The following is a 23,962-nucleotide window of genomic DNA, read 5'->3' as shown; positions in this document are numbered from 1 at the left end:
CCCGACTCGTTTGAGAAAGGCTTCGACAGTCGGCTCTCCGCAATAGCCTGCTGCGACTGCAGCTGGCATACGACGTGGCCAAGAACCAGCAGGAATTACGGCAAAACGTGGCATCGCAACCCGTCTAAGAAATCGGCTTCCAGTCGTATGCTGCTGAAGCATCATGCAGATCGCCGCCGACGCCTGAAACCGCGACAGTAGCGAGATCGCGCAAGAAGGTAGTAGATCGTACAAAAGGGATGCGTTGGGCGGAGCGCCGCTGGGAGGGGAGAAGCTCATAAGCTCGGCCCGCGCTTCCGCATCGTTCCGCTTTGGGGGCCAGGTTCGCACCCTGGTGCGCCCACCATAAAAATCAAGACTAGGCCTAAGCTGACGCGAGCGGGCGATCGTCAGGAATCAAGAGCTTTCCATGGCAGGGGCTGCTTGGCTAGCCGCAGCAGGAGTTTGTCGAACCGAGCTTTCCCATGTGCAGCCGGAGCTGCTCGTTGTTGGGAAGCGATGTGGTTACGATCTCGGCGAGTGCTGACGCCTTGGATGTCGCCGATGAGCGGGAATCGTCAATGGGCAGATAGTGACCTGATTTTCGCCTGCCCAGCGCGCTGTCAGTGCGGGATGAACGGTTCAAAACTAGTCGCAATGACCTAAGAAGGGCGCGCGCCGCATACAACCTTCAGCCCGGGTCGTTGTGGAAATCGATGCACTACCACCTGACCGTGTGCTAGTGTAGCGCCAGCCAAACGGAGAAGCGTCATGCACCGGCTTACAGCTTCCATAGCTGTTTTGACGTCCGCGCTGGTCTGCCATGGCCCAGCTCGCGCCGCCGAAGTGATCGTAACTAAAGCCTATGCAGCGTGCAAAGACCCCGCGACCGTCGAAAAGTTTGAGGAATTCGAGCGCAATGATAACGACCAAGGCTATAAGCGCCTCTATTTCGAGACGGGTGCTACCCGCGAATGCATCTTTCTTCGGAGCAATGAAATTTTGTCGGTCGGCGAGACGCGGGGTCGATGGATATGCATAAAGGAATCAGAACGCGCTAGCTGTTACTGGACGGCGCAGGAGGCCGTGCGACCGCGTTAGTGGGCTTTGGCCACGAGGTCTTCAAAATGGACGTCATTTTAGCGTTTATAAGGGCGATCCCTAGCGCAGCCGCAAGTCCTCTGGCGCTAATCGCCTACCTCGCAACCCTCGTCGCTTGGGCCATCATTGCGTATCGCGTGAACCGCTTTCGCGAACTGATGAAGCGCATCGAGCTACTCCCTGAAGGTGACCGGCTCGCCGCGATCAAAGCCGAAATAGGACGCGTAGATGTTCCGCGGGGGCTTACCGGCGAACAATACCTACGGATGCGAATCCACACCTTCATCTTTGTCGGTTTCCTTGCCCTCTGCGGTACCGTTGCGATGGTCGGCATTAAGGCGGCTTACGATGTCTACCAGCAGATGATCCGCGCCGATAACCTGACACGGGAGATTCTCGCTCCTCCCAACTCCGACTACATGAGCGCAATCAATACCTTGTCTAATGGCGCGCAAATAGTGGCCGAAGCGGCGGCCGAGCTACGACCGCCAATGAGCAAGGCCGAACTTGATGACCTTGTTAGCAGGCTCGCGCGGCAGCGCTTGAACGGCGAGCAGATCAGCCAGCAGCTCGCAGATCTCGCCGGAACGGGCCGTCTTAAGCGCGCCAATAGCGTTCTTGCCAGCGCTGCCGCACGGGCCGACGATGCCTACGGCAAGGTCGCTGCTTGCTTTCGGCTAGCGCAATGTCGTCCCGGCTTTGAAGCGGCCATGCTCTGCAAGGCTCTCCATGGCATGAAACGCTCGATTGACGCGATCAATGAGGCCGGCCGGAAAATTCCGGGCGTGAATTACAACATGTCGGGAACCGCACCTATGCTTGGCGGCGGCTCCATGGATGTAGATTTTTCAGCGATTGTGGCTGGCAACGTGGATTACCTCCTGTCCGCTTCGTGCGCCACGTAGCGGCAGACTGCACAGTGCGGGGACGATCTACCGCACGTTCTTTCTGCTTAGGGCGACGCAGGCCGAATATGTCGTCTACGCGTCCAAACGCGGCAACCAAGAGCAGAAGGTAAAGAAAGGGAGATGATTTATCAGCTGCGCCGAGTAATACAAGCTAGGTCGCCGAGCCGTCGAGAAGTATCCGTCGAACGCTTCAAAAATTATTTTCCTTCGATAGCAAAGCCGCAACTTTCGTGAGCTCTTTCTAGCGCGAGATACGCGGTCACGAATCCCGCGGACGCGACATCAATGTACTTATCGCTATCATGCGCTTGTATTGAAACTATCTTAGCCGGTTCGATCTGCGCAATGAGGCTCGGCCGCTTCGGAGTTCGAGGCTGGTCTAGCAGATGTGTCGGTCCGGAGTGCAGCTCAACGCGCTTGCCATCAACCAGCACATGGCCTCGATCGGCAAAGACCGAAATTATCAAGCTATGGAATGGCACATAGGGATTTCCGATGATGAAAGACAGCCTGAGCAGAGCTGCAAAATTTCCGCCGCTGACAGTCGTCCCCTGAATGTGCCAAGCGCCGGTCGCTCCGGGAAGCGGTTTCCTCAGCTCCTCAGATACACATTGATGAATAAGCTTCGAAACCTGCTCGCCAATTGCGGTTGAGCATGACAAATCTCGCGGGGAGCAAACTTCTAGAACTCTCTCTACAAAACACTGCGCTACCTTGTCGCGACTTCGGCAGTCCTTGTAGATTATTTCGGCCGAGCCGTCGGCAAATGCTGACGATGTCCAGAGCGCAGACAGGCAGATCAACAGGAGTTGTTTCATCGATTTTCGAGGGCTCCCCTCTCGACGTGTAAACAATTCCGATGTGCCGGCCACGCGCTCAGCTTGACAGAATAAACCGAAAGTTGCAACACTGTGACGTCCACTGCGGTGGCAGGTATATTATGAGGATTGTAGCGAGCGCTCTTGCCAACTGCGTTTTATTTGTTGGCTTACTTTTTTTCATGCTTCCTTCGTTAACGCGGGCCGAAAGCCCCCGCGATTGCACGCTCCCTAATGCTGAAGAGCCTGCCGTCCCGCAGACCCTGCGCGTTGCTCTTTATCCTTATACACCTGATCGGCTTGCTCTTTTTCACAAGATTGAATCGCTCTTCGAGTGTGAAAACCCTGGTGTAAACGTTGTGCTCGTTTCGTCGAGTAACGCGACTGACAAATATTACAATGATGACCCCACCAAGCAGGAAGGATTTCTCTACGTCGATGCAGATATCTATGAAATAGATACCATTCTGCTTTCGGATTTTATTGCCCGAGGCAAGATCGCGGCCATAGAGTTGCCGTTCAACGATTTCCTGCGTGAAAGTATAGAGGCGGTCACACGTAACGGTCAGACCTTTGCCGTGCCTCATTGGATGTGCGGCAACTTTCTGTTCTACCGCAAAACGGATACTGAACTAGCAGAGGTCAAGACATGGGGCGAACTCAGGACGTTATTGCACCGCCGCGGTCAATCTCTTTTTGTGGATCTAAAAGGCAAATCGACAATTGGTGAATGGTATTTCACCTCGCTTGTCTCGATTGTCGGAGTGGATGGTGCCCAAAGGCATATCGTGGAAGGTGAACCTATCAACGCTGATGCGGTTGATCGTCTACAGGATATGCTCGCCATGTGTCCCATTGGCTACTGCCGAAGCGACAAGCTGCATGACAAGGTAGGATTCTACGCGCGGGCATTCGTACGGGGGCAGGCCTCTGCATTCGTTGGCTATTCTGAGTCTATTCACTATGGATTGCGTGAGTTCGTGGACGATTGCCTCTCTTCCTCAGGGTGTGTCCCAGAAGATGAAATTGCCGTGCGCGCGTTGCCGAGCTTTCGCGTTTCTGCCCCGGAGGCCGGTGTTGGTTGGGTCGATGCCTTGGCAATCGACGCAAGATTGTCTGGATTGAAGAAAGAGTTGGCACTGAAGTTTATTCGGCGTCTTGTTTCACAGGACGTGTACTTGTCCATTCTCACCCCTGAATGGCCTTATCCATCGCGGTATTTGTTGCCTGCTCGCGGCGGTTTCCAAGTTCCTGACGCTCCGTTGTATCCGGCGTTCATTGCTGCCCATGCAGGACGAAAGACCGGGTCCTTACCCGAACTGAATAAGAAACTTCGCTCACTTGCAAACAGATTGGATTGCCAGCTCCCCATAGATCGGGATGATGAGGAGGCGAAGGAGAAATGCCGCCTGAAATAGCACAGTAAAGGAGTATCAGGGTTTGGATGGAGCGCTGCGCGGGGCTTGAACCTGCAACCAGACCGTTATGAGCGGCAGACTATCGATCGCCTTCGTTGATTTTGCTGCATTTTCGTTTGAGTTCGATCGCGTTCGTTACGCTTTGATGAGGTCGTTTCTGGTGCGAAACTGGTGCGGCCGACGACAAGCCCCTCGCTGTCAGTGTGGCCGGGCCCGCACAAGTTTTGTGCGAATCGCGATCCATCGACCCAGCGGCCTAGTCAAAGCTGGCTAGTAAGGTAGTGATCGATGTGATCTTTCGACCACCACCGCCTCATGGCTTGCACCCGGATCTGACACGATCTTTAGAGGGAACTGGCCAACAGGTCGAGCGGACTCGATCGAAACATTTCCACCTGCTTTTGCGACCAATCCCTTCAGCCGATCGAACTCGCCGCACCAAATCGTTTCCATGTCCCGGTCACGGTTGGCATCACGAGGTTCGGCCGAACTGCCAATGCCCACGGCCCTAACCTGGAGAAGATCCGATTTCGATCCGCCCGAAAGCTCCACTCCATAGCCAGGATTGGCTGCTTTACGCAGAACGATCTTACCGTTCTGTACCCAAGCGGTCGCCATTCCCTCGGACACCTCGTACCCTAGGCTGGCGAGTCCCTCGAGCACAGCACGCCTGCGCTCTTCGGCCGCCATCGCCTTGAATTCTTCCTCAATGAGAAAGTCGGCTCGCTTGACGAGTTCTTGCTCGTCACTGGCCGAAGGTATCGCAAGCGCACTATCGATTTCGGCCAGCAGCGATGCCGCCTCCGGTGACTTCATCTCCGAGAGTTCAGCGCGTCGCTCGCGAAGCTGGTTCACCAGTCGTGTACGGGCTCGGCCATCCTTGACGGCCGTAGCCAGGTCCAACAGAAGACTATCCGCGATTAGCGATCTTCTCGCCGGTGGCTCTGCTTCCAGAGCCGCAACGTGGGCCGAAAATGGGCCGGAATCGATCCCAAGCCCGCGCAGCTCGCCGAGAAGGGCATCGACGCGCGCCAAGGCCGGATCCTCCATCTCCCGCGGTTGTCGGAAGAGCCACTCTTGCAACGTTTCGCGGCGCTCCCCAGCGCTGAGCTTGGCGGCAAGCTGCCGTTGCCGATCTGTCGTGGCATCTGGTGCCTCCTGAGAAGGAAGCAACATCAGCGCCTTGGCCATGGCCGCTTCCAGGCGCTCTGAAGATGCGGTCGATCCACTGAGCTCGCTTCGGATATCGGCGGGTATATCGACTTTCAGAACATGCAATCTATGCAGCAACGCCTCGGCTGCGGTTTTGGAACGTCTTAAATCGCGCTTCGAGCGGGCCACGATTTCGGCGGCCCTTTCGACCCGGCGTTCGGAGTCCGCTTGGAGGAAGGCGATCTCGCCCGCGACTTGTTTCTGTAATTCGACGAAGCGGTCGGCGTCGAGCAAGCGACGAAGCTCGTCCCGTCGCGCTGTGACCTTTTCGATGTCCTGCTGCTCGATCGTCCCATTGCGTCTACCGGCGGAAGCCCAGGTTTCTATCGCGGCGTCGAGCCGGGCGAGACTGCGACGACAGATGGCGATGATTTCGGCGCGGGTAACGATCCTGAATGCTTTGGGTCCGCTCATTGCAATTCTCCCCCACGGAGCGCGTTTTCTACGGCATTCTTGAGCCGCAGTCGTTCAGCGTCTCCGGCGTGAGTCCAAGCATACGACGAAACCCGGTGCACGTAAGGGACGGCTCTTCCCAACACCTTGGGACGCCAGATCTCGCGGGCGCGAGCCCTCTCCAGCAATCGATGGCGTGGTGCATCGCATTCCACGCCTATCGCGTAGAGACCGGTCCGGGGATCGGTCACCGCAAAATCGATGCTGAATGCGCCGCCGTCGCGGGCCCTGCTGGGCTTCCAGCCATTCGCCTCCAGGAAGGCTTCGACGGATTTGGTGAAACCGTCGTCCTCGTGATTGCCCTCTTCGTGATGGGCATGCTGTTCAGTCACCATCCTCTCCAAGAGAGTCTTGCCCGACTGTCCTAAGCCATCGGAGACGGTCCTGGCATATTCGAGGTAGCCTTGCAGATAGTCGCGTGGAACCCTGGGACCGCTCCGTCTCGTCAATAAATCCGATATCTCTGATATCGGCATGGACGTGACGATGACCACCTTCTCTCGGGCACGCGTTACAGCGACGTTTAGGCGCCGTTCGCCGCCTGCGTGCCCCAGCGCGCCGAAGCTCTTGCGGAAAGTGCCATGCTCGTTGCGACCGAATGTCGTCGAGAAGACGATGACGTCACGCTCGTCGCCTTGCACGTTCTCCACGTTCTTGACGAAGAAGCCCATATCCTCGCCATTCTCGGTACGCTCGCGCTCGCGCATCAATGCGTCGCGAAATGCCTCATCGTTCTCGGCACGATCTTCCAAAGCATCTTCGATGGCATCGGCCTGCTTGCGGTTGAACGTAACGACCCCGATCGATGGAGGTGAAGGATCATCCCAAAGCTCGGAGAGGTATTCCACGACATCGGCCGCTTCCTTCTGGTTCGTCTGGCTCTTGTACGTGCCCTCCGAACGGACCACTTCGATGGGCTTGAGCTTTCGAATGGTTTCTTCGGGATGGCGTACGGGGACGCTGAGGCCATTGGCGTAGAACGATGCGTTCGAGAAGGAAATGAGCTCCCGATACTTCGATCGGTAATGAACCTGCAGAGTACGGGTCCGGAGCACCGAACGGGCAAGCTGAAGAAGGTCGGGACAATCCTTAATCTCACGTCGATTCCAGGTCTCGGCGAACGCCTCGCGCTCCTCTTCTGTCGCCCCTTCTTCGGGTTCTTCACCGTCGAAGATCGCCGCTTCGTCGTTTTCGACCTTGCTCGCGAAGAAGGAGGTTGGTGGCATCTGCTTTTCGTCGCCGCTGACGACGACAAGCTTGCTCCGGAACAGGGATGGCAGGGCATATTCCACCGGCATCTGTGAAGCCTCGTCGAAAATGACGGTATCGAAGAGCCCGGCTCGAGGTTGCAGCACGCGGCTGGCGACGTCCGGCGTCATCAGCCAGACCGGGCGGAGAGCGAGGAGACCGAGCGGAACGGAGCGATCGATGAATTCGCGCAATCGCAGTGCTCTCGGGCCGCGCAGTCTTGTGATCGCATCCCATTCGGATGTCGGACGCACTTTTCCGGCATCTATACCTTGGACGAGAAGCTCTCTGTTGTAGTGCCGGATCTGCGTGTCGGCTTCCGCCAGTGACTTTACCTTCGTCTCGACCTCATTGCCGTCGAACAGTACGTCTGGATTTTGGTATTCCATTGACGCTTTCCATTCCAGACGAGCCTCGCGCCCTATCGTGGCGCGAATACAGGAATCTAGGTCGTCAGTCGGTAAGTTCGACAACTCGGATTCCCTGGACCTGAGAATGGTGAAGATGGCACGCTCCTTGTCGTCGAGGCGCGCGGATCGAAGCCGGAATTCCTGGTAGTTGGTGAGCATCGGTAAGGCCTGCACGATCTGGGCAACGGCGCTCGCGTTCGAGCGTCCATTCTCTATCGCCGAGCGTCTCGATCCGAGCCAGAGTTCGTCGAAGTAGGTCCTGAGCCGGTTCAGCGAGGCGCGGCTTTCCTCTCTCGCCTCATGCCTTCGGAGCGCTCGATCGCCTCGTTCAAAGAATGAGGCGAGTTCTTCGATTCTTCCGGTCGCGACGGCTCTTTCGAGATCGGCCAGGCTCGGACACCGATCGATGAGCGAATTGTGACCGCTTAGTCCGGCGAGAAACGAATGAATGCTTTCGGCGAAATCGGCGAGCTTTCCAGGCGACACATCAAGATTGGGGGCTCGGCCGAAAAGGATCATAAAGTATTCCGCCAGTTCGCGTCTCGGTCCGCGCACGGCCAGCTCAAGCTCGGCCGCGTAATAAAGCGAGCTGACTCCATGGATATCTTGCGGGAGCTGCAATGATGAAAGGAAGCCTTGCACACGGCGCTTTCGCATCCAATGTAGCGGGTTCATCCATCGTAGGCCGCTTCCCGGCGAACGAACTCGGTCCGCGAGTTCCGCGATGGACCGCAACTCTTCCCCGTTCAAACCGACGAGCTTTGAGGAAAAGTTCGGTTTGTAGGATGGACCGTCGAGCGACGAGAATATCTCTTTGATCTGTAGTAACCCGTCGAGCACGTGCATAGCTTGCGAAGCCCCGCCATCCGCGCTCCGGAACAGCGGACGCAATCGAGCGAGATTCGAGCATACAGAAGCGCTAATAAAGCGCAGATCGTCCGCTTCGATGAGCCACGTCTGCAAGGCCATCGAATCCGATATTTTCAGGCAATCCGATGTCTCCACATCGGTCGCTTCGCGCCGTGCGTCCACCTCCAAAAACCCTTGCAGATGCAAGGCGAGGGCGGCTGCCGTTCCGCGATCGGGGTTGAACGGCTTGAGAGCGGAAAGGGGATTGTCCTCGAATTTGGCCGGCAGCCAGAATTTCGCCAATGGGCCGCAATTCTCTTCGATGCTCACGACGTCTGTGGGATGCAGATCCGAAAGTAAAGGTCGGAGTTCAGGAACATCGATGGGCTTCGGACTGCCTTCTTCGAGTTCCAATAGCTCGCCCAGTAGCGCCCGATATGACAATCCCGTCCGATCGTCCACGGAGTGAAGCGCAGTTTGGCGGCGATCCAGCTCTGCCTCCAGCGTCTCGATGCGCACCGCCAGTCGCTCGCGTTCTCGCTTCCAGGCCGGGGTCCTTCCGGGAGGCAGGTTGTGCAATGCTTGCACCTGCGAACGGACCGCACTGACGGTCGGCTCGCGATCGCGATTGACGTCGGTGATCATGACGAAGCGATCCGCCAGACGTTCCTTCTCTAAACGCTTCCGCACGACTTCGAGCGCGGCTTGCTTCTGGCAAACGACGAGGAGTGATTTTCCTGTGCCGATGGCGTCCGCCACCATATTGACAATCGTCTGGCTCTTGCCCGTGCCGGGCGGTCCTTCGATCACCAACCCCGGAGCCTGACGCGCTTCGATCACGGCCGCCTCCTGTGAAGGATCGCTGTCGGCAGTGAAGTATCGGTCGACCTCCTTCACTTGCGGCGATGAAGGCGTCACCTGCTGTTCGTTCAGACGCAGTGCGGCCTCGAGCGCCGTCGCCGTCGGCGGTGACCCTCGGAGCGTCTCGAGGTCTTTCATTACCGCTTGCCCCATGAACGCCAGATGGAAGAGCACGGCCGCCGGCACGAGCTGGCGCTCTTGCGAGCCCACTGTGACGTCCTTGCCAGGAAGAGCTACCAGTTCATTGCCGGCTGGCTGGGCCAACCGGCTAAAGGCATCCATTACCGCCTGGACGGACACGCTTGCATGGGTAAGAAGCTCGTTCGCCGCTTCCTGCCATCGTCTTGCTTCTGGGATACCTACAATACCTTCGAGGGCGGGATTGATGACGACGTGTTCGATCTCTGTATCGGGATTTCTTTCGCGTCCAAATCCCAGAGTGATGTGACCGCGGTTTCCCACTTCGGGATTGACGCGCATCGGCCACAGCAGCACCGGCGCGATCCGCGGTCTCGCGGTCGGCCGGCTATCGCGCATGATGAGAAATGGAAATCCCATATACAGGCCATCGATGCCGGTGTCGCGTTTGTAGAGCAACGCGTGAGAGTGCAGCGACCGCAACCTTCGCTCCAAGCCGTCGTCGTCGGCGAAGGCTGCGGGATCGACATTCACAATGCGGTTCGTCCGACCGAGCAGTTGATCGAGAATTTGCGCCGCCGGTACCCTGGAGGTGTCGAGTTCGGTGAGATCGATCCGGGCCGATTTGCCGATGAGCATCCGCGTCAGTGGTCCCCGTAGGACCCCACCCGATATGCGCTTGGCGAAGAAATCCAGGATCGTGGATACGTAGCCTTGCTTTGGAAGCGGTCTCCACCTTTCAGCCGGCACGGAGAGGAGGGCGAGAGCGCGCCCTATGGACATCCGCCTGTCGAGGCGAAACTGATCCGCCCATTCGTCGGCTTCCTTGATGCCGCATCTTGCAAAGTTCCGAATACGCTCGTCGATCGTCTCGTAGATTTCGCGACGCGGACGGGCGAGAAGAGCTGTAGCTTTCTCGGGCGAAAAATCGCCAAGTCCCGCGGTCGACGCTTCCTTTGTCGCTTCTTCGATAACCTCGGCGACGGAGCGGAACTGGTTCGACATCGCGCTGAGCAGGATGACCAGGTCTTCTTCGGCCGAAAGGCGGCGTTCGGTCAGCGCAGCTACGCCGGCATGGTCCGTGTCAGGAAAAAGCCTTCGCTTTTCCTCCCAGAGAGCGACTAGGCGGGCCATCGACGTCGACAGAAGGTGGACGCGCAGGGCATCCTCGTCGACCGCGATTTCCAGTTGGTCGAGTCGCTTTCGAACTGTGTCCGACCGGACCTTGAGACGCCAGAGCCAGTCGTCCGGATCGATCTTCCGAAGCAGGTCGGGTGCCGGACCGGTGATCAGGCTATAACCGTCGGTCGGATGATCGAGCAGCCAACCCGGCGTGACGATATTGCCTCTGACGATCAGGGGCATCGAAGCATTAAGCGTCTTCAGGGAGATGGAGAGCTTCAAGTCCTCCTGAAGATCCTCGGCTCGCAGGATTTGCCGCAGGCCCGCCGACATTGCCGGTTCGAAGCCGGCCTCGGAAGCCCAACTCGCGACTGCGCCTCTGAGAACAAGAGCTTTGGCCTGCTCCCAATTCGCCGCTTCCGCCGCCGCCAAAGCGAACATGTTTGCAGAGCGATATTGCTTATCACCTAGCGAGATCGAAATGCGGCCCTCGGTAACGCCTGGCGTTTCGGCTGCGGGAGCGGATACCGTCTCACCCTGCAGCCACGCCTGAACTTCCGTCCACTGCCACCGCTGGCGTCTGTCACGTGCCAGAAGGCCGCGCAGCAAGGTGTCGATCCGTTCGTCCAGGTTTTCAGGAAGGTGTACGCCGTTGGTGAGAACGTGGATCAGAAAGGCCTGTTCGTTGACACCTTCGAAACACGCGCCTTGGGTGATCTTTTCCAGCAAGATCATTCCCACGCTCCACCAGTCGGAAGCCGGAGCGACGCCACCGGCGATCGCTTCCGGAGCCATGTAACGGGTGGTCTCGAGAGGGGACACGATGTCCAGATCGAACTCGGAAAGTCGTGCGGATCCAAACCCTCCGATGACGAGGTCCAGCGGGTCCCTCGAGCGCATGAAGATGACCGAAGGCCGCAGATCCCTGTGCCGCAATCCGGCTTCGGCGAGTGCATGAACGGCCTGCGCGAGCTCGCCGACCAGCTTCCTTATTGCCGCCTGATCGACAGGATCGATGGCGAAATCCGCCAACGTGCCGCCGCTGAATTCCTCCGCGACGTCGTAGGCACGGTCTTGCCAACGACCGGTGGCGAAGAGCTCGGAAACGTGATCTCGGGGGAGCTTCGAGAGCAGATCGTAGATCGCTTGATCCGGCTCCGAGCCGGGTGCGTAAAGTGTGAGTATTCCACGCCGTCCGTCGGAGTCGCGCGTGGCGACGAAGCGCTCGCGGACGACGCTCGATGAGACGATCCGGTCCTGTAGACGCCAACCGTCTACTATTGTTTCGGCCTCCGGCTCGGGCTCGGGCCCAGGCTCGGTGTCGATCGGTGAGGGTGTCTCGCCCGGTTCGATGATCGGCTCGCCACACACGCTGCAGATGAGATCCCCGGGAGATCCCTGATGACCGTTCCGGCATGTCGGCTGGCTCGGAGCAACCTCTGGAGGATTCGGCCTCGGTCCGGGTGCTCCAGGCGACGTTATATCGACCGCCGACAGGTCCCAGCCACAGTTTTGGCCATTCAACGTGCCTTCACAGAAGATTTCAGTGACAGGCCGTTCGGTATTGCAGTTCGGGCAAAGTCTGATCATCAGCAAAATTCTAGTGAGATGGGAATCGCTTATCTTCCGAAATTCCAAGTGTCGACCCGCCGTCTTCGAGGATATTTCGCAGGCGCCGGAAATCGCCGCGAGCGGGAATGCCCGCAAGCCAGACATCTCCGTTTTCGTCGAACATCACGTCGAAGCTGCGATCGCTTTCGTCGATAGTGCGGTCGAAGCTCTCGAACCGAGCCCGACCCAAAGGGGTCATCATGTGCAGTTGCTGATTGTCGCTGCCGCGAAGCGCCAGAGTTTGCCTCTCATCGATATCGAATGGCTCGGTGACGATCGCGTCGATCAGAGGCGGCCGGGAAGAGATCGCTTCGGAGATTGTGATCCAAGGATAGCCGGTAAAGACGAGGATGTCCGCCGCCGTTAGAGCTCGGAGCCGCGCCAGAAGCTCGAACAAAGCCTCGCGCTGGTCGAAAGGTTCCCCGCCTGAGACCGTGATTCCGTCTGCCGTCGAAAGCCAAGGTGAAATAGCGTCGACGACCTCAGCTATAGTCGTCGTCCCTCGCCCGTGTGTCCACGTATCCATGGAGATGCATCCCGGGCAGCGGATCGAACAGCCTTGAAACCATATCCCGATCCTTCGGCCGGGTCCCAAAGTCGTGACGGGGAAATGGATGCGGGACAGATTGACTGTCGTGGTCATGGAGAGTGCTCGCTCACGAGGTCGATCGTCGTCGATGCACCGGGGCGGACCCCTTCGATCCTGTATCTGCGTCCAGCTTCTGCTCCGCTGTCGAAAAGGCCCCGCGATAGCGGGTTGATGAGGTGAGATTCGACCTGATTGCGGATGCCTCGGCCGCCGTTCGAAAGGTCCGCCAAGCACAATCCTCGAAGTCCTTCGCGGGCGCCTTCTGTCAGTGTCACGTCATAGCCTAGCGATTTGACGTCGCTGAGCAGGTTGTTGACCATATGATCGAAGATCTCGTTGGCGACGTCGGGCCGGATGAAGTCGAAGACGATGACGTTCTCTCCGATGCGGTTCAGTATCTCAGGCCGATTGAGGACCTGCTTGAAGTGCTTTTCGATCTCGCTTCGGACTTTTCTCCTTACCCCTTCGAACGTCTCTTCGGGCGTCACGTTGGCGATCCTTTCGCCCGACGGCCCCGGCACGTAGATGCCCAAGTTCGACGTGAAGACAATGAAGGCTTCCGAGAAATAGACGCGATCGCCTCTTCCGGAGGTGAGAACGCCGTCGTCGAGAACCTGCAGGAATTTGTCCAGAATTCTCGGGTGAGCCTTCTCGATTTCGTCGAATAGGACGACGCTGAACGGCTTCTCGCGGATCGCGTTTGTGAGCTCGCCGCCGACGTCGTAACCGATGTAGCCGGGAGGAGCGCCGATGAGCCGCTGATCCGAATGCTCGGCGCTGAACTCCGACATGTCGAATCGGATATAGGCGCTCTCGTCACCGAACAGCAGACTTGTGATTGTCTTCGCGAGTTCCGTCTTGCCGACCCCAGTCGGCCCCGCGAGAAAGACGACACCTCTTGGTCGACCGCCTCTAGGGGATTGACCGATCCCGGTAACCGCGCGCTTGACGATGTCCAGCATATGGGTGACGGCATGCGACTGTCCCTTGACGCGCCCTCTCACAAATTCTTCACCCGAGCTGATCTTGTCGCGACTGATCTTACGCCAAGGATCCTCGGTCACACCGACCTTGAACCGTCGAACCGCATCTGCAATCCGATCAAACTGGACTCCTTCGCTGCGGGCGAGCTGCGCGACCGCGCTTAGATCTAACAGCAGAAGGCCTTCCGTCTCGTCCACGAATGCTTGGGTGCACTTGTCCAGTTCGCACTGCTCCGCCTTCTGCGCGCCTGGTAAGCCGCGCACCAGGGAGCGGATCATGCTTCTTCTCGCCACGTGATCCGGGCGTCCGATGGGTATGTGTCGTATCCTCGGGTTTCCGACCAGGAACCAGTCGGGCAGATCCCCCTCCTTGTCGACGATCCAGACGATCGTGTTGAAGTAGGGGAGGCGTCTTTCGCCGGCCGGCCGCGCGCGTGCCGAATGCGAGAGGATTAGAGCCCGAGAGAAAAGCTGGTGTTCGGCCGGCGACAGCGCCTCGTTTCGCGCGACCAGCCTCGACGCGAAATCGACGATGAGCGCCACCGGCAACCCTTCCGCGCCGACATGCCTTTCGAGGGTGGCCGATAAGAGGTCAATGCCGCCGGCGGCCGCTCCGTTGGTCGGCGTCAGACCCAACTGCGTCAGGAAGCTTCCGTCGGCCGGTTCGATCCCTCTAAATCCGTTCAGAAGGTCGAAGCTTGCGATACGCGCATAGCCAGCTTCCTTCAAGCGGTCCGGCAGGACCCTGGATAGTGGCGTTGCCGTCACCTCGCCTGGAGCAATCTCGTGCATCTGAAGGTCCCGGGTATTGCCCGAGAGGACGAATTGGCTACGGAGGGGCAGAAAACGCAGCAAATCGCGGAGCCATCTGGCTCTTTCCACCGAACTATCGCGCACCGACCAAGCCCCCTTGTACTCGTTCCGCGCGACTATAAGCTATCTTACTCGCCTTTTTCGAGTGCATTTCCTAGGAGTTCCTAGGGAATTGGGATTAAGGCGACTCGGAAAGGACGAGAAGGGCGGCTTAGCCGACACAAGTGGGCGCATGCAGAGCATCGGGGGAAGCATCAAGCTGAGCGCCTGCGATCTGGTCGGCCACCTGAACTGCCGGTATCTGACGGAACTTGATCTGAAGGTGGCCAATGGCCAGCTGCAGAAACCGAAGGTGTGGGACCCGGTGCTTGCGACGCTCGCCGAGCGCGGCGCGCTGCATGAACGAAGCTACGTTGACCATCTCAAGGGCGGCGGCTTAAGCGTAACGGTCGTGGACGGCGTCGGAGTAGACGGTGTTGCTGTGGCCGCGACCATATCAGCCATGGAGCGCGGTGATGCCGTCATCGTGCAGGGGGCTCTCGAGGCGGGAAGATGGAATGGACGTGCGGACGTCTTGCGTCGGGTCGATACGCCGAGCCGCTTCGGCGGTTGGTCGTATGAGGTGACCGACACGAAGCTCGCGCGGGAAACCAAAGGAAATACGGTCCTTCAGATTTGCCTTTACTCCGACCTGCTCGCGGAAATGCAAGCCACGCGACCGGCCATGGCCTACGTCGTCACGCCGGCAGCCGACTTCGTTCCGGTTGAGTACAGGATCGCAGACTATTCAGCCTATTATCGGCACGTCAGGAATAGTCTCGAGCGTTCCGTCGCTTCTCCGAGCACGGCCTATGCATATCCCGAACCCGTCGAGCACTGCGACATCTGCAGGTGGCGCCGGCACTGCGACGAAAGGAGACGAGCTGACGATCATATGTCGCTCGTCGCGGGAATAAGTAAATTGCAGATCGGAGAGCTCGAGCGGCACGGCGTGACGACTATGGCGGCGCTTGCCGAGTTGCCGTTGCCATTGCAGTGGCGGCCGGATCGCGGTGCTGCTCGCAGTTACGAAAACGTTCGCGAACAGGCGAGGATACAGGTCGAAGGCCGGACCCAGGGCGCAGTGCTCTACGAAGCACTCCCGCCGAAGCCGGGCTTCGGGCTCTCAAGACTTCCCGAACCCTGTCCCGGCGATATCTTTTTTGACTTCGAGGGTGATCCTTTCGTCGGAGAAGGAGGGTTGGAGTTTCTGTTCGGATACCTCTTCAATGGCGATGACGACTTACCTCGATACGTCGGTGACTGGGCATCCGCGCGACACGAAGAAAGGGTCGCGTTCGAGCGCTTCATCGACTTCGTCACAGAGCGACGCAAAATCTTTCCCGACCTTCATATCTATCACTTCGCTCCTTATGAGCCGGCCGCGTTGAAGCGATTGATGGGCCGATACGCGACGCGGGAAAGGGAACTGGACGATCTTCTTCGCTCGGAGGTCTTCGTTGACCTCTATTCGGTCGTACGCCACGCCATCCGCGCGAGCGTGGAGAGTTATTCGATCAAGAAGCTGGAGCCGCTCTATTCGTTCGCACGAAGCGTACCGTTGGAGGAGGTCGCGGCCGTGCTCGCCAGAACGCAGGCGCGGTTGGAAACGGCCGATGACGCCCACGTTCCAACGGAGCACAAAGAGGCGATCAAAGGCTACAATCGCGATGACTGCACCTCTACGGAGGCTCTCCGGAACTGGCTGGAATCCTTGCGGACCGAGCTCCTCGCGGTAGGCGAGACCATCGAACGGCCGGTACCCAAAGAGGCCGAGATCAGTCCCAAGCGTGATGCTTGGTTGGCAAGAGTGCAAGCCGTGGCCTCGCGGTTGCTCGACGGCATACCCGACGACGTAACTCAACGAAGCAAGGAGCAGCACTCAAGGTGGTTGCTCGCGTTCATGCTCGATTGGCACGGCCGCGAGGGTAAGGCCGTCTGGTGGGAATACTTCAGACTCCGCGACCTTTCGGCCGAAGATCTTGTTCATGAACGAGCAGGCATCGGCGGTTTGAAATTCGTCCGAAACGTCGGAGGGACCGCCAAAGCGCCCATCCATCGCTACGAGTTTGTGCAGCAGGACACTGACGTGCGTGCGGAAAGCAAGCTGCGGAGCGTCGGCGGAGACCACTTCGGAGAAGTGGACGCTATCGCAAGAGGACCGGACGGTCGACATAAAGAAGCGGGGCGATACCGCCGATTTGCACCCCGAAGCCGTTTTCGCCCACAAATCGTTCGACCATCCAGAGCAGGCGGGTTCTCTTCTTCGCCTCGGAGAATACGTCGCGGAGAACGGCATGGAGGGGCCGGGCAAATATCGCGCTGCGCGCGATCTGCTGCTGGGGTTGGCCCCTCGCTTGCGAGGACAGGCGCTGCTGCGGCCGGGGGAGACGACTCTGGCCGCTGCCGAGCGTATCGGCGTCTCCCTGGATGAGAGTGTCGTTCCGATTCAAGGCCCGCCGGGAGCCGGAAAAACATATACGGCCGCACGTATGATCCTTAGCCTGGTTCGCGAGGGAAAGCGGGTCGGAATAACTGCAAATAGTCACAAGGTCATCCGCAACCTCTTGACTGAGGTCATTTCCGCTGCCGCGGCCGCAGATTTGTGCCTCCAATGCGTTCACAAGATTTCCGAAAAGGAAACCAGCAGTCTTCCTTCCCTGCGATTGACGAAAAGCAACGAGGAAGCTCTGGATCTTCTTCGCGCGACATGCGCGGTCGGCGGTGGGACCTCGTTCTTTTGGTCGCGGGCAGACGCGAACCTCAGCGTAGATGTGCTTTTCATCGACGAGGCGGCCCAGATGTCGTTGGCGGATGTTCTTGCCGTGTCGCAGGCTGCCAAGAGCGTCGTGCTTCTTGGAGACCCGCGTCAGCTCGAGCAGCCGATTCAGGGATGCCACCCTGATGGGGTTGCAGTCTCGGCGCTCGATCATATCCTCGGAGCACGCGCGACCGTTCCCCCCGAGCGCGGGCTGTTCCTGGCGGAGACCTGGCGGCTGCATCCGGATATCTGCGTCTTCAACTCTGAGCTGTTCTACGAGGGACGACTCCGATCGCACGCAGGACTTGAAAAGCAAGAAATCAGGTCGACGGGTAGGCTTGGCGGAGCCGGGCTCAGATATCTGCCAATCGAGCACACCGGTAATCAGAACTCCGCAAAGGAGGAAGCCGAGGCGATTCGACACCTCGTTTCAAGCATTCTAGATGCCGGCAGCACTTGGATCGATCGGCAGGGCGTAGAGAAATCGATTGGACTTGAGGATATTCTGATCGTCGCCCCCTACAACGCTCAGGTATTCGAGCTCCAGGAGCGCATTCCTGGTGCACGCATTGGGACCGTGGATAAATTCCAGGGGCAAGAGGCGCCTATCGTCATCTACTCAATGACGACCTCAAGCCATTCCGACGCCCCGCGTGGCATGGAATTCCTTTACAGCGCGAACCGCCTGAACGTCGCCACTTCTCGAGCAAAGTGCATTTGCTTCATCGTCGCGTCCCCTCGACTTTTCGAAGCGGAGTGTCGCACGCCAAGGCAGATGCAGCTCGCCAATGCGTTCTGCAGATACCTTGAGATCGCGATCGAGTTAAGAGCTCTTTGAAGCGTAGCGCATTGTGAAATAGCGGACGGCACCAAGATGGCGCTATGCTGACGCTCGCCTTTGTTGCTGGAAAAGCTTGCGCGGTCCGTTTTGTCCACTCTCATTCAGAACGGAACGTTGAACCGTCGATGCCACCAGGCCGACGGAGCCCGATCCGGATCTGCAACCAGACCGTTTTGAGCTACAGGATATCGACTAGTTCCATTGATTTTGCTGCGTTTCCGTTCGAGATAGAGCGGCTCCGTTGTGCGCCTGACCGCGATAGATGGTCGTTGGAGTTTCGCCAACGAAGACCGGAGCTGCGGTTGATGTCTTGAGCCTGAGGAGTTCAACCTCCGAACAATTTCCGTATCGCGCGCAATATCCAATCCCAGATCTTCGCAAAAGTACCCAACTGAGACTTCTCGGCATAATAAGCTTGCCGCTGCTGCTCCTCAGCGCGACGGCCAGCTAGGATCTGCGCGTCCGCCCAGGCGCCCGCCCAGTTAATCTGGCCGTGGCTGATGATGTAGTGGGATCGGCAGGGGAGCTGCCAATTCCCGATCGACGGCCAGAGCGACGGCAGGTCGCCGTTTTCCGAGAGCGACCATTCCACGGGACCAAGAGGGGTTACCACCTTGTTGCCGCAGCCACAGGCGCACAGATGCGCGGCCACGGAATATCGCTCCGTCACATAGAGAATGCCGGGGGAGAGCTGCTTAGGGATGTACTGGACCCGCTCAAGCTTGATGGTGTTCACGGCCCCTCCTGGCGGAACAGCTTGATCTCGGCGGTGTCGAAAAGCATGTGAAAGGGCGCCTGCTTGTCGAGATAGAATCCCCGCAGCTGCTTGTAGCGCATGACCGCCAGGAAGGCGTTCATGGCATTCAGCTCGGAAATCTGGACCTGGGCGCGGTATTCATCATCAGGATGGTCCGCCAGCTCGGCGAGCTGCATGTCGCGGACTTGCGCCGCCTTGTCCGGCGGGTAGTAGGTCGCGCGCAACGTTCCGGCGAGTGGCCCTTCCTTCCGGTTCAGACCCATACCGACATCGATGAAGGGAATCCCAAGGCTGATCAGCAGCTCGAAGATCTCTGCCCGCGCCGAGCCTTTGTCGACGCAGACGAACGCAAAGGTCACACCTTGAAGGTCGGCGGCCGACGAGCGGTCGATATACTTCTTCTCCAGCTTGAGATTCTTGCGGAAGTTTTCGTACCGCCGCTGTTAAACCTCAGCCTTGGCCTTGCCGAGATCCTGCTCGTCGAGATGGCCCGGCGAGCGGTAGGCGTTATGGACGTAGTAGAAGTCGCCGTCGAAGCCGCGAATCTCCTGGACCGGCGTCTTGACCGTGAAGTCCAGGACGAAGCAGCCGGTGCCACCGAGGCCGATGATCGCAATGACCTCGTTCTTGAAAACGGCAGCGAGATCGCCGATCTCGGCGCGGCTGGTCATGGTGTCCTGAAACTTGAACACCGAATCGGCGACCACGTCGTGGTCAACCCGGAACGTGAAGGGATTGAAGCCGTGGAGGCTCATCGCCGGCCCGCCGACGAGGTTCAGGTAGTGCTCGATCTTGGCGAAGAAGTCGGGGAAGTGGCCCGGCGGCGGCTTGTTCGAGAAGCTTCGCTCGACCACGACATCGGTCTTGGTCAGTGCGAGTGACGCGGCACCGCCGCCCAGATTGGGGACGGGTTGGCCATCGAGGCCGTGTGGCGCCGACCCGGCGAAAAATACTTGGTGGTCCTGTTGCTGGACGCGCATCTTGTCGATGAACACGAGCTTGGTGACGATCGCCCCTACCTGGAGCGCCTTGTTGGCGTCCAGGTAGGGAATGTAGCGCACGACCAGATAGCCGCTGTCGAACCTCAGGGCATAGCCCTTTTCGAGGAGTCGGCGGATGTCGTCGTTATGATTGGCCAGTTCGATTAACACGGAACTCCATCCCGTCCTTGACCTCGACGCTGCCGCCCGGCGGCAGAATGCCCTCGTGGTGACCCTTGGTGTAGGTCACCGAGTAGGTGATCTCGGGGTGCTGCGGATAGTCCGGATACGCCAGCGTCACGACCTCGGCGTAGGTGATCTTCTCCTTTTTCGGCACCTCGTGCGGGGTGCCGTCCACGATGATGGTGATCGTCTTCACCTTTTCTGCAGTCTCGGACATGCCGATTCTCCTTCATGATCTGCGGGCCGGGCCGGAACCACTTCTTGTGGCTAACCGGCCTCAAAGGTGCCCAGATGTGGTACACTCCGGTTGATATGCTAGAGGTTTTGACCTATATATTAACCGTTGGTTGATAAATTGCACATAAAAAGACAAATGTCAACTACGCGAAGGGAGACACGGAATCATGGCATTTGGAGAAAGGCTTCGGCTCGCGCGGTTGCGGGCCGGACTGTCGTTGGCGGCCTTGGCGGAGAAGGCGACCCCGAAGGTGACGCCGCAGGCGATCAACAAGTACGAGCTGGGTGAAATGCTACCGAGTTCGAGCGTCCTCGTGGGGCTCGCCCAGGCGCTTGGGGTCTCGTTGGATTTCCTGATGAGCAATCAGGTGACTGCGCTCGACGGCGTCGAGTTTCGCAAGCGCTCTGGCACGTCTGAAAAAGAGCGCGCGCTGGTCGAGGCCGAAGTGATCGACCATATCGAGCGCTACCTCGCAATCGAGGACATCCTTGATCTGCCGGAAAAGCCCAGCGATTTGGATGAAATTAAGCCGGTCGACGTCGATGATCTCGACGACGCGGAGAAACGCGCCACCTGGCTCCGCGAGAAGTGGAATCTAGGCGGAGACCCGATCCCCAGCATGACCTCGCTGCTGGAGGAACGGAACGTGCGGGTTATTGAGATCGACGGTCACGACGGATTTTATGGGCTGACCTGCCATGTGAAGCGACCAGCGAAGAAGCCACCCATACGCGTCGTGGTACGCCGCAACGTCAACGTTGAACGCAACAGGTTTACCCTGGCGCACGAACTTGCGCACGCCCTGATCGGCGAATGCAAGAAAGCCAAACCTGAAAAGGCGATGGACCGGTTCGCAGGCGCGTTCTTGGTGCCAGCAGAGCACCTGAAGGAGGAAGTCGGGACCGGCCGAACCGCATTCGCCTATAAAGAGCTTGTTCGGCTCAAACACCTTTATGGTGTATCGATGTGGGCCTTGCTATATCGACTGAAGGACGTCGGAATCATTTCAGAGGCCAATTTGAAGAACCTATTCCGAACCCCGGCCCGGGCGTGGCTTAAGTCAGAGCCGGAAGAGCTAAGTACGGACGGCGAAACGGCGAGGTTGGAAAAGCCTCAGCGGTTCGAGACTCATGTTTATCGCGCGTTGGCGGAAGGCATTATCCCCTCAACCAAGGCTGCCGGCTTGTTGAGACGGCCCATTGCAGATGTCGAGCGCGCGGTCAAAGGCCAGCAGTGAACCGCGCCGCATCGTCATCAATGATGCGAGCTGCCTGATCGACCTGAATAAGGTAGGTCTGGTTGAAGTCATGCTTCAGCTGCCCTACCGTTTTGTGGTCGCCTTGCCTGTCGCGCACAATGAGCTTCTCGATTTCACTGAGAAGGACTGGCAGCGTCTTACGGGGGCTGGTCTGGAACAGATTGATCTCGATCCCGGACAAGTTGGCCGAGCCATTGCGATCCAGTCCGTCAACGCCAAGCTCAGTGCGGAGGACTGCTTCTCTTTGGTCCTTGCCGAGGACCTCAAGGAATCGATCCTGCTGACCGGTGACGGCAAATTGCGCACTGTTGCTGTCGCCAAGGGCTGCGAAGTTCGTGGCGTGCTCTGGGTCACCGATGAGATCCACAGCCGGGGCCTCGTTACGGCTCACAAGCTGATCCAATGCCTTACCGCTTGGCAGGACGACCCGCTGGTGCGGCTTCCGGCGAATCTACTGCACGCGAGACTGCGGAATCTCACCAAGAAGTAAGTGAGCTGTACCAAACAGGGGTGGGCACAGGCATGGCAGAGCACAAGGAATACAGATACCGCCGGGACTTGAGGCAGCGATGAAGGCGCTTGGCATCATTTGGGGAAAGATTTTCAATGATTGATCCCATCACAGCGCTGGCTTTCTCGGTCTACGAAAACAAAGGGGTCTATGCCCTCCTCTTGGGATCTGGTGTATCGCGTGCAGCGTATATCCCGACCGGCTGGGAAGTGACGCTGGACTTGATCAAGAGGGTTGCGGCCCTCGAAGGCGTCACCGGCCAACCCGACTGGGCCAAGTGGTACGGCGACAAATACGGCGCGGAGGCGAACTATTCGGCGCTTCTCGATCAGCTCGCTAGCACGCCAGATGAACGGCGATCGATCCTGCACTCGTATATCGAGCCGACAGAAGAAGAGATTGCGGAGGGCCGCAAGGTACCCACGCGCGCCCACCATGCCATCGCCAGGCTCGTGCGCGCTGGCTTTATTCGCGTCATCATCACGACCAATTTCGACCGGCTGATGGAAAACGCCTTGCGAGAGGCCGGCATTGAGCCCACCGTCATCAAGTCAGATGACGATCTCAAAGGCGCAGTCCCGCTGACCCACAGCAGGTGCTACCTGGTCAAGGTTCATGGAGACTATCTCGACACGCGGATTCGCAATACCGACCAGGAGTTAAGCGCTTATTCGCCGGAAACGAACGCCTTGCTTGACCGGATCATTGACGAGCACGGCCTCATCATTGCGGGCTGGTCGGGCGATTGGGATGCGGCACTCCGGGGCGGCATCACCCGGGCGCCCAACCGCCGCTATCCGCTATTCTTTGCTGCTCGCGGCAAGCCGTCTCAGATTGCGGCCGACCTGGTGCAGCATCGGGCCGGCAGAATCATCACGATCGACAATGCTGACAGCTTCTTTGAAGACCTCGAAGGCAAGCTTTCCGCCCAGGCAGAGCTACAGCGCGAAAACCCGCTCAGCATTGAGCTGATGGTCACGAGCGCGAAGAAATACCTCGGCAAGCCTGAATTTCGCATCCAGCTAGACGAGCTGATCGGTAACGAGGCCGCGCGGCTCGCCAAGGCGATAAAGGAAAAGGAATTTGAACCGAGCGGCGCATGGTCGCCGGAGCGCTACGCGCAAACCGTCGCCCGTTACGAGGCGTTGACCGAACCGCTCGCCAGGATCTTTGGAGTGCTCGGCCGTTGGGGCACCGGCACCGAATTTGCGCAAGCCGTCGAGTACATTGCGCGGTTTTCGCAGGCCGAAGTGGTTGGCGGGCTGACGGTGTTGATCAATCTGCGCACCTATCCTGCCGTGTTGCTCTTCTATGCCTATGGTATCGGGTTGCTGAAGGCCCGCCGATATGGAGACCTGTTTAAGCTGTTCGCGACGACTGTGCCACATGAACGCGAGCCTCAACCCCTTGTAAAGCGTTTACTGCTCGGCTCTTGGGAAGGAGGTGGCACTGACGCCTGGAAGACCCTGGAAGGCCTAGAGAAGCGGAAGACGCCGCTCAGCGATCACCTCCACGATGTTCTGCCCGCCTGGTGCACCGATTTCATTTTCATGAATGGCGAGTTCACCAGGTTATTTGAGGAGTTTGAGATGTTGGCGGCGCTGGCGCACCTGACGCTATCGACCTCGCTGGAGGATTTACAAGCGACCCTCAGCAAAACAGGCGGTCGCGATTTCGCCTGGAGCCCCATGGGGCGCGCGGGTTGGGACGGACAAACCAGGCGGCAGATACTCGAGGGTTGGGCTGTCCCGGAAATCAATGCCGCCATCCTCAAGGCCGGTTTTGCGAACAAGTCCGCTGATTATTACAAGCTGGCGATCGACAGTCTCAGCCGTCTTGCAGCATACATGGGCTGGCGATAGTCGTGGAATCGCGGTTTTC

17 protein-coding genes are annotated in these 23,962 nt (G+C 58.5%); 8 read left to right on the top strand and 9 right to left on the bottom strand.

Annotation, left to right across the window (positions count from 1 at the left end; genetic code table 11):
• Nucleotides 1-750 precede the first annotated feature (750 nt).
• Nucleotides 751-1,080 (top strand): hypothetical protein, encoded by a 330-nt coding sequence (locus ACT4OC_RS01655; RefSeq protein WP_444837261.1) that lies wholly within the window; start codon nt 751-753, stop codon nt 1,078-1,080.
• 26 nt (nt 1,081-1,106) lie between these two features.
• Nucleotides 1,107-1,985 (top strand): hypothetical protein, encoded by an 879-nt coding sequence (locus ACT4OC_RS01650; RefSeq protein ID WP_444837260.1) that lies wholly within the window; start codon nt 1,107-1,109, stop codon nt 1,983-1,985.
• 200 nt (nt 1,986-2,185) lie between these two features.
• Here the strand turns inward: ACT4OC_RS01650 and ACT4OC_RS01645 are convergent, their stop codons facing one another.
• The gene (locus tag ACT4OC_RS01645) at nt 2,186-2,806 is read right to left on the bottom strand and encodes a hypothetical protein (protein WP_444837259.1); all 621 of its coding nucleotides are present in this window, start codon (nt 2,804-2,806) and stop codon (nt 2,186-2,188) included.
• 122 nt (nt 2,807-2,928) lie between these two features.
• On the opposite strand from ACT4OC_RS01645, the gene ACT4OC_RS01640 reads away from it, so the two are divergent.
• The gene (locus ACT4OC_RS01640) at nt 2,929-4,224 is read left to right on the top strand and encodes a hypothetical protein (RefSeq protein ID WP_444837258.1); all 1,296 of its coding nucleotides are present in this window, start codon (nt 2,929-2,931) and stop codon (nt 4,222-4,224) included.
• 270 nt (nt 4,225-4,494) lie between these two features.
• Here ACT4OC_RS01640 and ACT4OC_RS01635 read toward each other — a convergent pair whose 3' ends face one another.
• The 4 genes from ACT4OC_RS01635 to ACT4OC_RS01620 form a co-directional block, all read right to left on the bottom strand.
• Nucleotides 4,495-5,850, bottom strand: a complete 1,356-nt coding sequence (locus ACT4OC_RS01635) for a hypothetical protein (protein ID WP_444837257.1) — start codon at nt 5,848-5,850, stop codon at nt 4,495-4,497.
• Nucleotides 5,847-11,888 (bottom strand): AAA domain-containing protein, encoded by a 6,042-nt coding sequence (locus ACT4OC_RS01630; protein WP_444837256.1) that lies wholly within the window; start codon nt 11,886-11,888, stop codon nt 5,847-5,849. The genes ACT4OC_RS01635 and ACT4OC_RS01630 overlap by 4 nt, the downstream gene beginning before the upstream one ends.
• 229 nt (nt 11,889-12,117) lie before the next feature.
• Nucleotides 12,118-12,771 (bottom strand): 4Fe-4S single cluster domain-containing protein, encoded by a 654-nt coding sequence (locus ACT4OC_RS01625; protein ID WP_444837255.1) that lies wholly within the window; start codon nt 12,769-12,771, stop codon nt 12,118-12,120.
• Nucleotides 12,768-14,492: an AAA family ATPase gene (locus ACT4OC_RS01620; RefSeq protein ID WP_444837254.1), complete on the bottom strand. Its 1,725-nt coding sequence runs from the start codon at nt 14,490-14,492 to the stop codon at nt 12,768-12,770. The genes ACT4OC_RS01625 and ACT4OC_RS01620 overlap by 4 nt, the downstream gene beginning before the upstream one ends.
• A gap of 253 nt (nt 14,493-14,745) precedes the next feature.
• Here ACT4OC_RS01620 and ACT4OC_RS01615 point away from each other — a divergent pair, with 253 nt between their 5' ends.
• Both ACT4OC_RS01615 and ACT4OC_RS01610 read left to right on the top strand, forming a co-directional pair.
• The gene (locus ACT4OC_RS01615; RefSeq protein WP_444837253.1) at nt 14,746-16,986 is read left to right on the top strand and encodes a TM0106 family RecB-like putative nuclease; all 2,241 of its coding nucleotides are present in this window, start codon (nt 14,746-14,748) and stop codon (nt 16,984-16,986) included.
• The gene (locus ACT4OC_RS01610) at nt 16,898-18,151 is read left to right on the top strand and encodes an AAA domain-containing protein (RefSeq protein ID WP_444837357.1); all 1,254 of its coding nucleotides are present in this window, start codon (nt 16,898-16,900) and stop codon (nt 18,149-18,151) included. The genes ACT4OC_RS01615 and ACT4OC_RS01610 overlap by 89 nt, the downstream gene beginning before the upstream one ends.
• A 328-nt stretch (nt 18,152-18,479) precedes the next feature.
• Here the strand turns inward: ACT4OC_RS01610 and ACT4OC_RS01605 are convergent, their stop codons facing one another.
• The 4 genes from ACT4OC_RS01605 to ACT4OC_RS01590 form a co-directional block, all read right to left on the bottom strand.
• Nucleotides 18,480-18,890 (bottom strand): DUF6527 family protein, encoded by a 411-nt coding sequence (locus ACT4OC_RS01605; RefSeq protein WP_444837252.1) that lies wholly within the window; start codon nt 18,888-18,890, stop codon nt 18,480-18,482.
• Nucleotides 18,887-19,270, bottom strand: a complete 384-nt coding sequence (locus ACT4OC_RS01600) for a hypothetical protein (RefSeq protein WP_444837251.1) — start codon at nt 19,268-19,270, stop codon at nt 18,887-18,889. Before ACT4OC_RS01600 ends, ACT4OC_RS01605 begins: the two co-directional genes overlap by 4 nt.
• Before the next feature lie 84 nt (nt 19,271-19,354).
• A complete protein-coding gene (locus tag ACT4OC_RS01595) occupies nt 19,355-20,062 on the bottom strand; it encodes a DUF6791 domain-containing protein (RefSeq protein WP_444837250.1) in 708 nt (235 codons plus the stop codon).
• The gene (locus tag ACT4OC_RS01590; RefSeq protein WP_212101781.1) at nt 20,037-20,291 is read right to left on the bottom strand and encodes a multiubiquitin domain-containing protein; all 255 of its coding nucleotides are present in this window, start codon (nt 20,289-20,291) and stop codon (nt 20,037-20,039) included. The genes ACT4OC_RS01595 and ACT4OC_RS01590 overlap by 26 nt, the downstream gene beginning before the upstream one ends.
• Before the next feature lie 187 nt (nt 20,292-20,478).
• Between ACT4OC_RS01590 and ACT4OC_RS01585 the strand changes: the two genes are divergently transcribed.
• The 3 genes from ACT4OC_RS01585 to ACT4OC_RS01575 all read left to right on the top strand — a co-directional run bounded on the left by ACT4OC_RS01585 (nt 20,479) and on the right by ACT4OC_RS01575 (nt 23,943).
• Nucleotides 20,479-21,549, top strand: coding sequence for a helix-turn-helix domain-containing protein (locus ACT4OC_RS01585; RefSeq protein WP_444837249.1), 1,071 nt, complete (start codon nt 20,479-20,481; stop codon nt 21,547-21,549).
• Nucleotides 21,512-22,060 carry a type II toxin-antitoxin system VapC family toxin gene (locus ACT4OC_RS01580; protein ID WP_444837248.1) on the top strand — a complete coding sequence of 183 codons (549 nt, stop codon included), beginning with the start codon at nt 21,512-21,514 and terminating at the stop codon, nt 22,058-22,060. The genes ACT4OC_RS01585 and ACT4OC_RS01580 overlap by 38 nt, the downstream gene beginning before the upstream one ends.
• A gap of 116 nt (nt 22,061-22,176) precedes the next feature.
• Nucleotides 22,177-23,943 carry an SIR2 family protein gene (locus ACT4OC_RS01575; RefSeq protein ID WP_444837247.1) on the top strand — a complete coding sequence of 589 codons (1,767 nt, stop codon included), beginning with the start codon at nt 22,177-22,179 and terminating at the stop codon, nt 23,941-23,943.
• Nucleotides 23,944-23,962 lie beyond the last annotated feature (19 nt).

This window comes from Bradyrhizobium sp. (assembly GCF_052389815.1).
GTDB lineage: Bacteria > Pseudomonadota > Alphaproteobacteria > Rhizobiales > Xanthobacteraceae > Bradyrhizobium.
The sequence above is the reverse complement of the archived record's forward strand: the minus strand, read 5'-3'. Positions and strand labels throughout refer to the sequence as shown.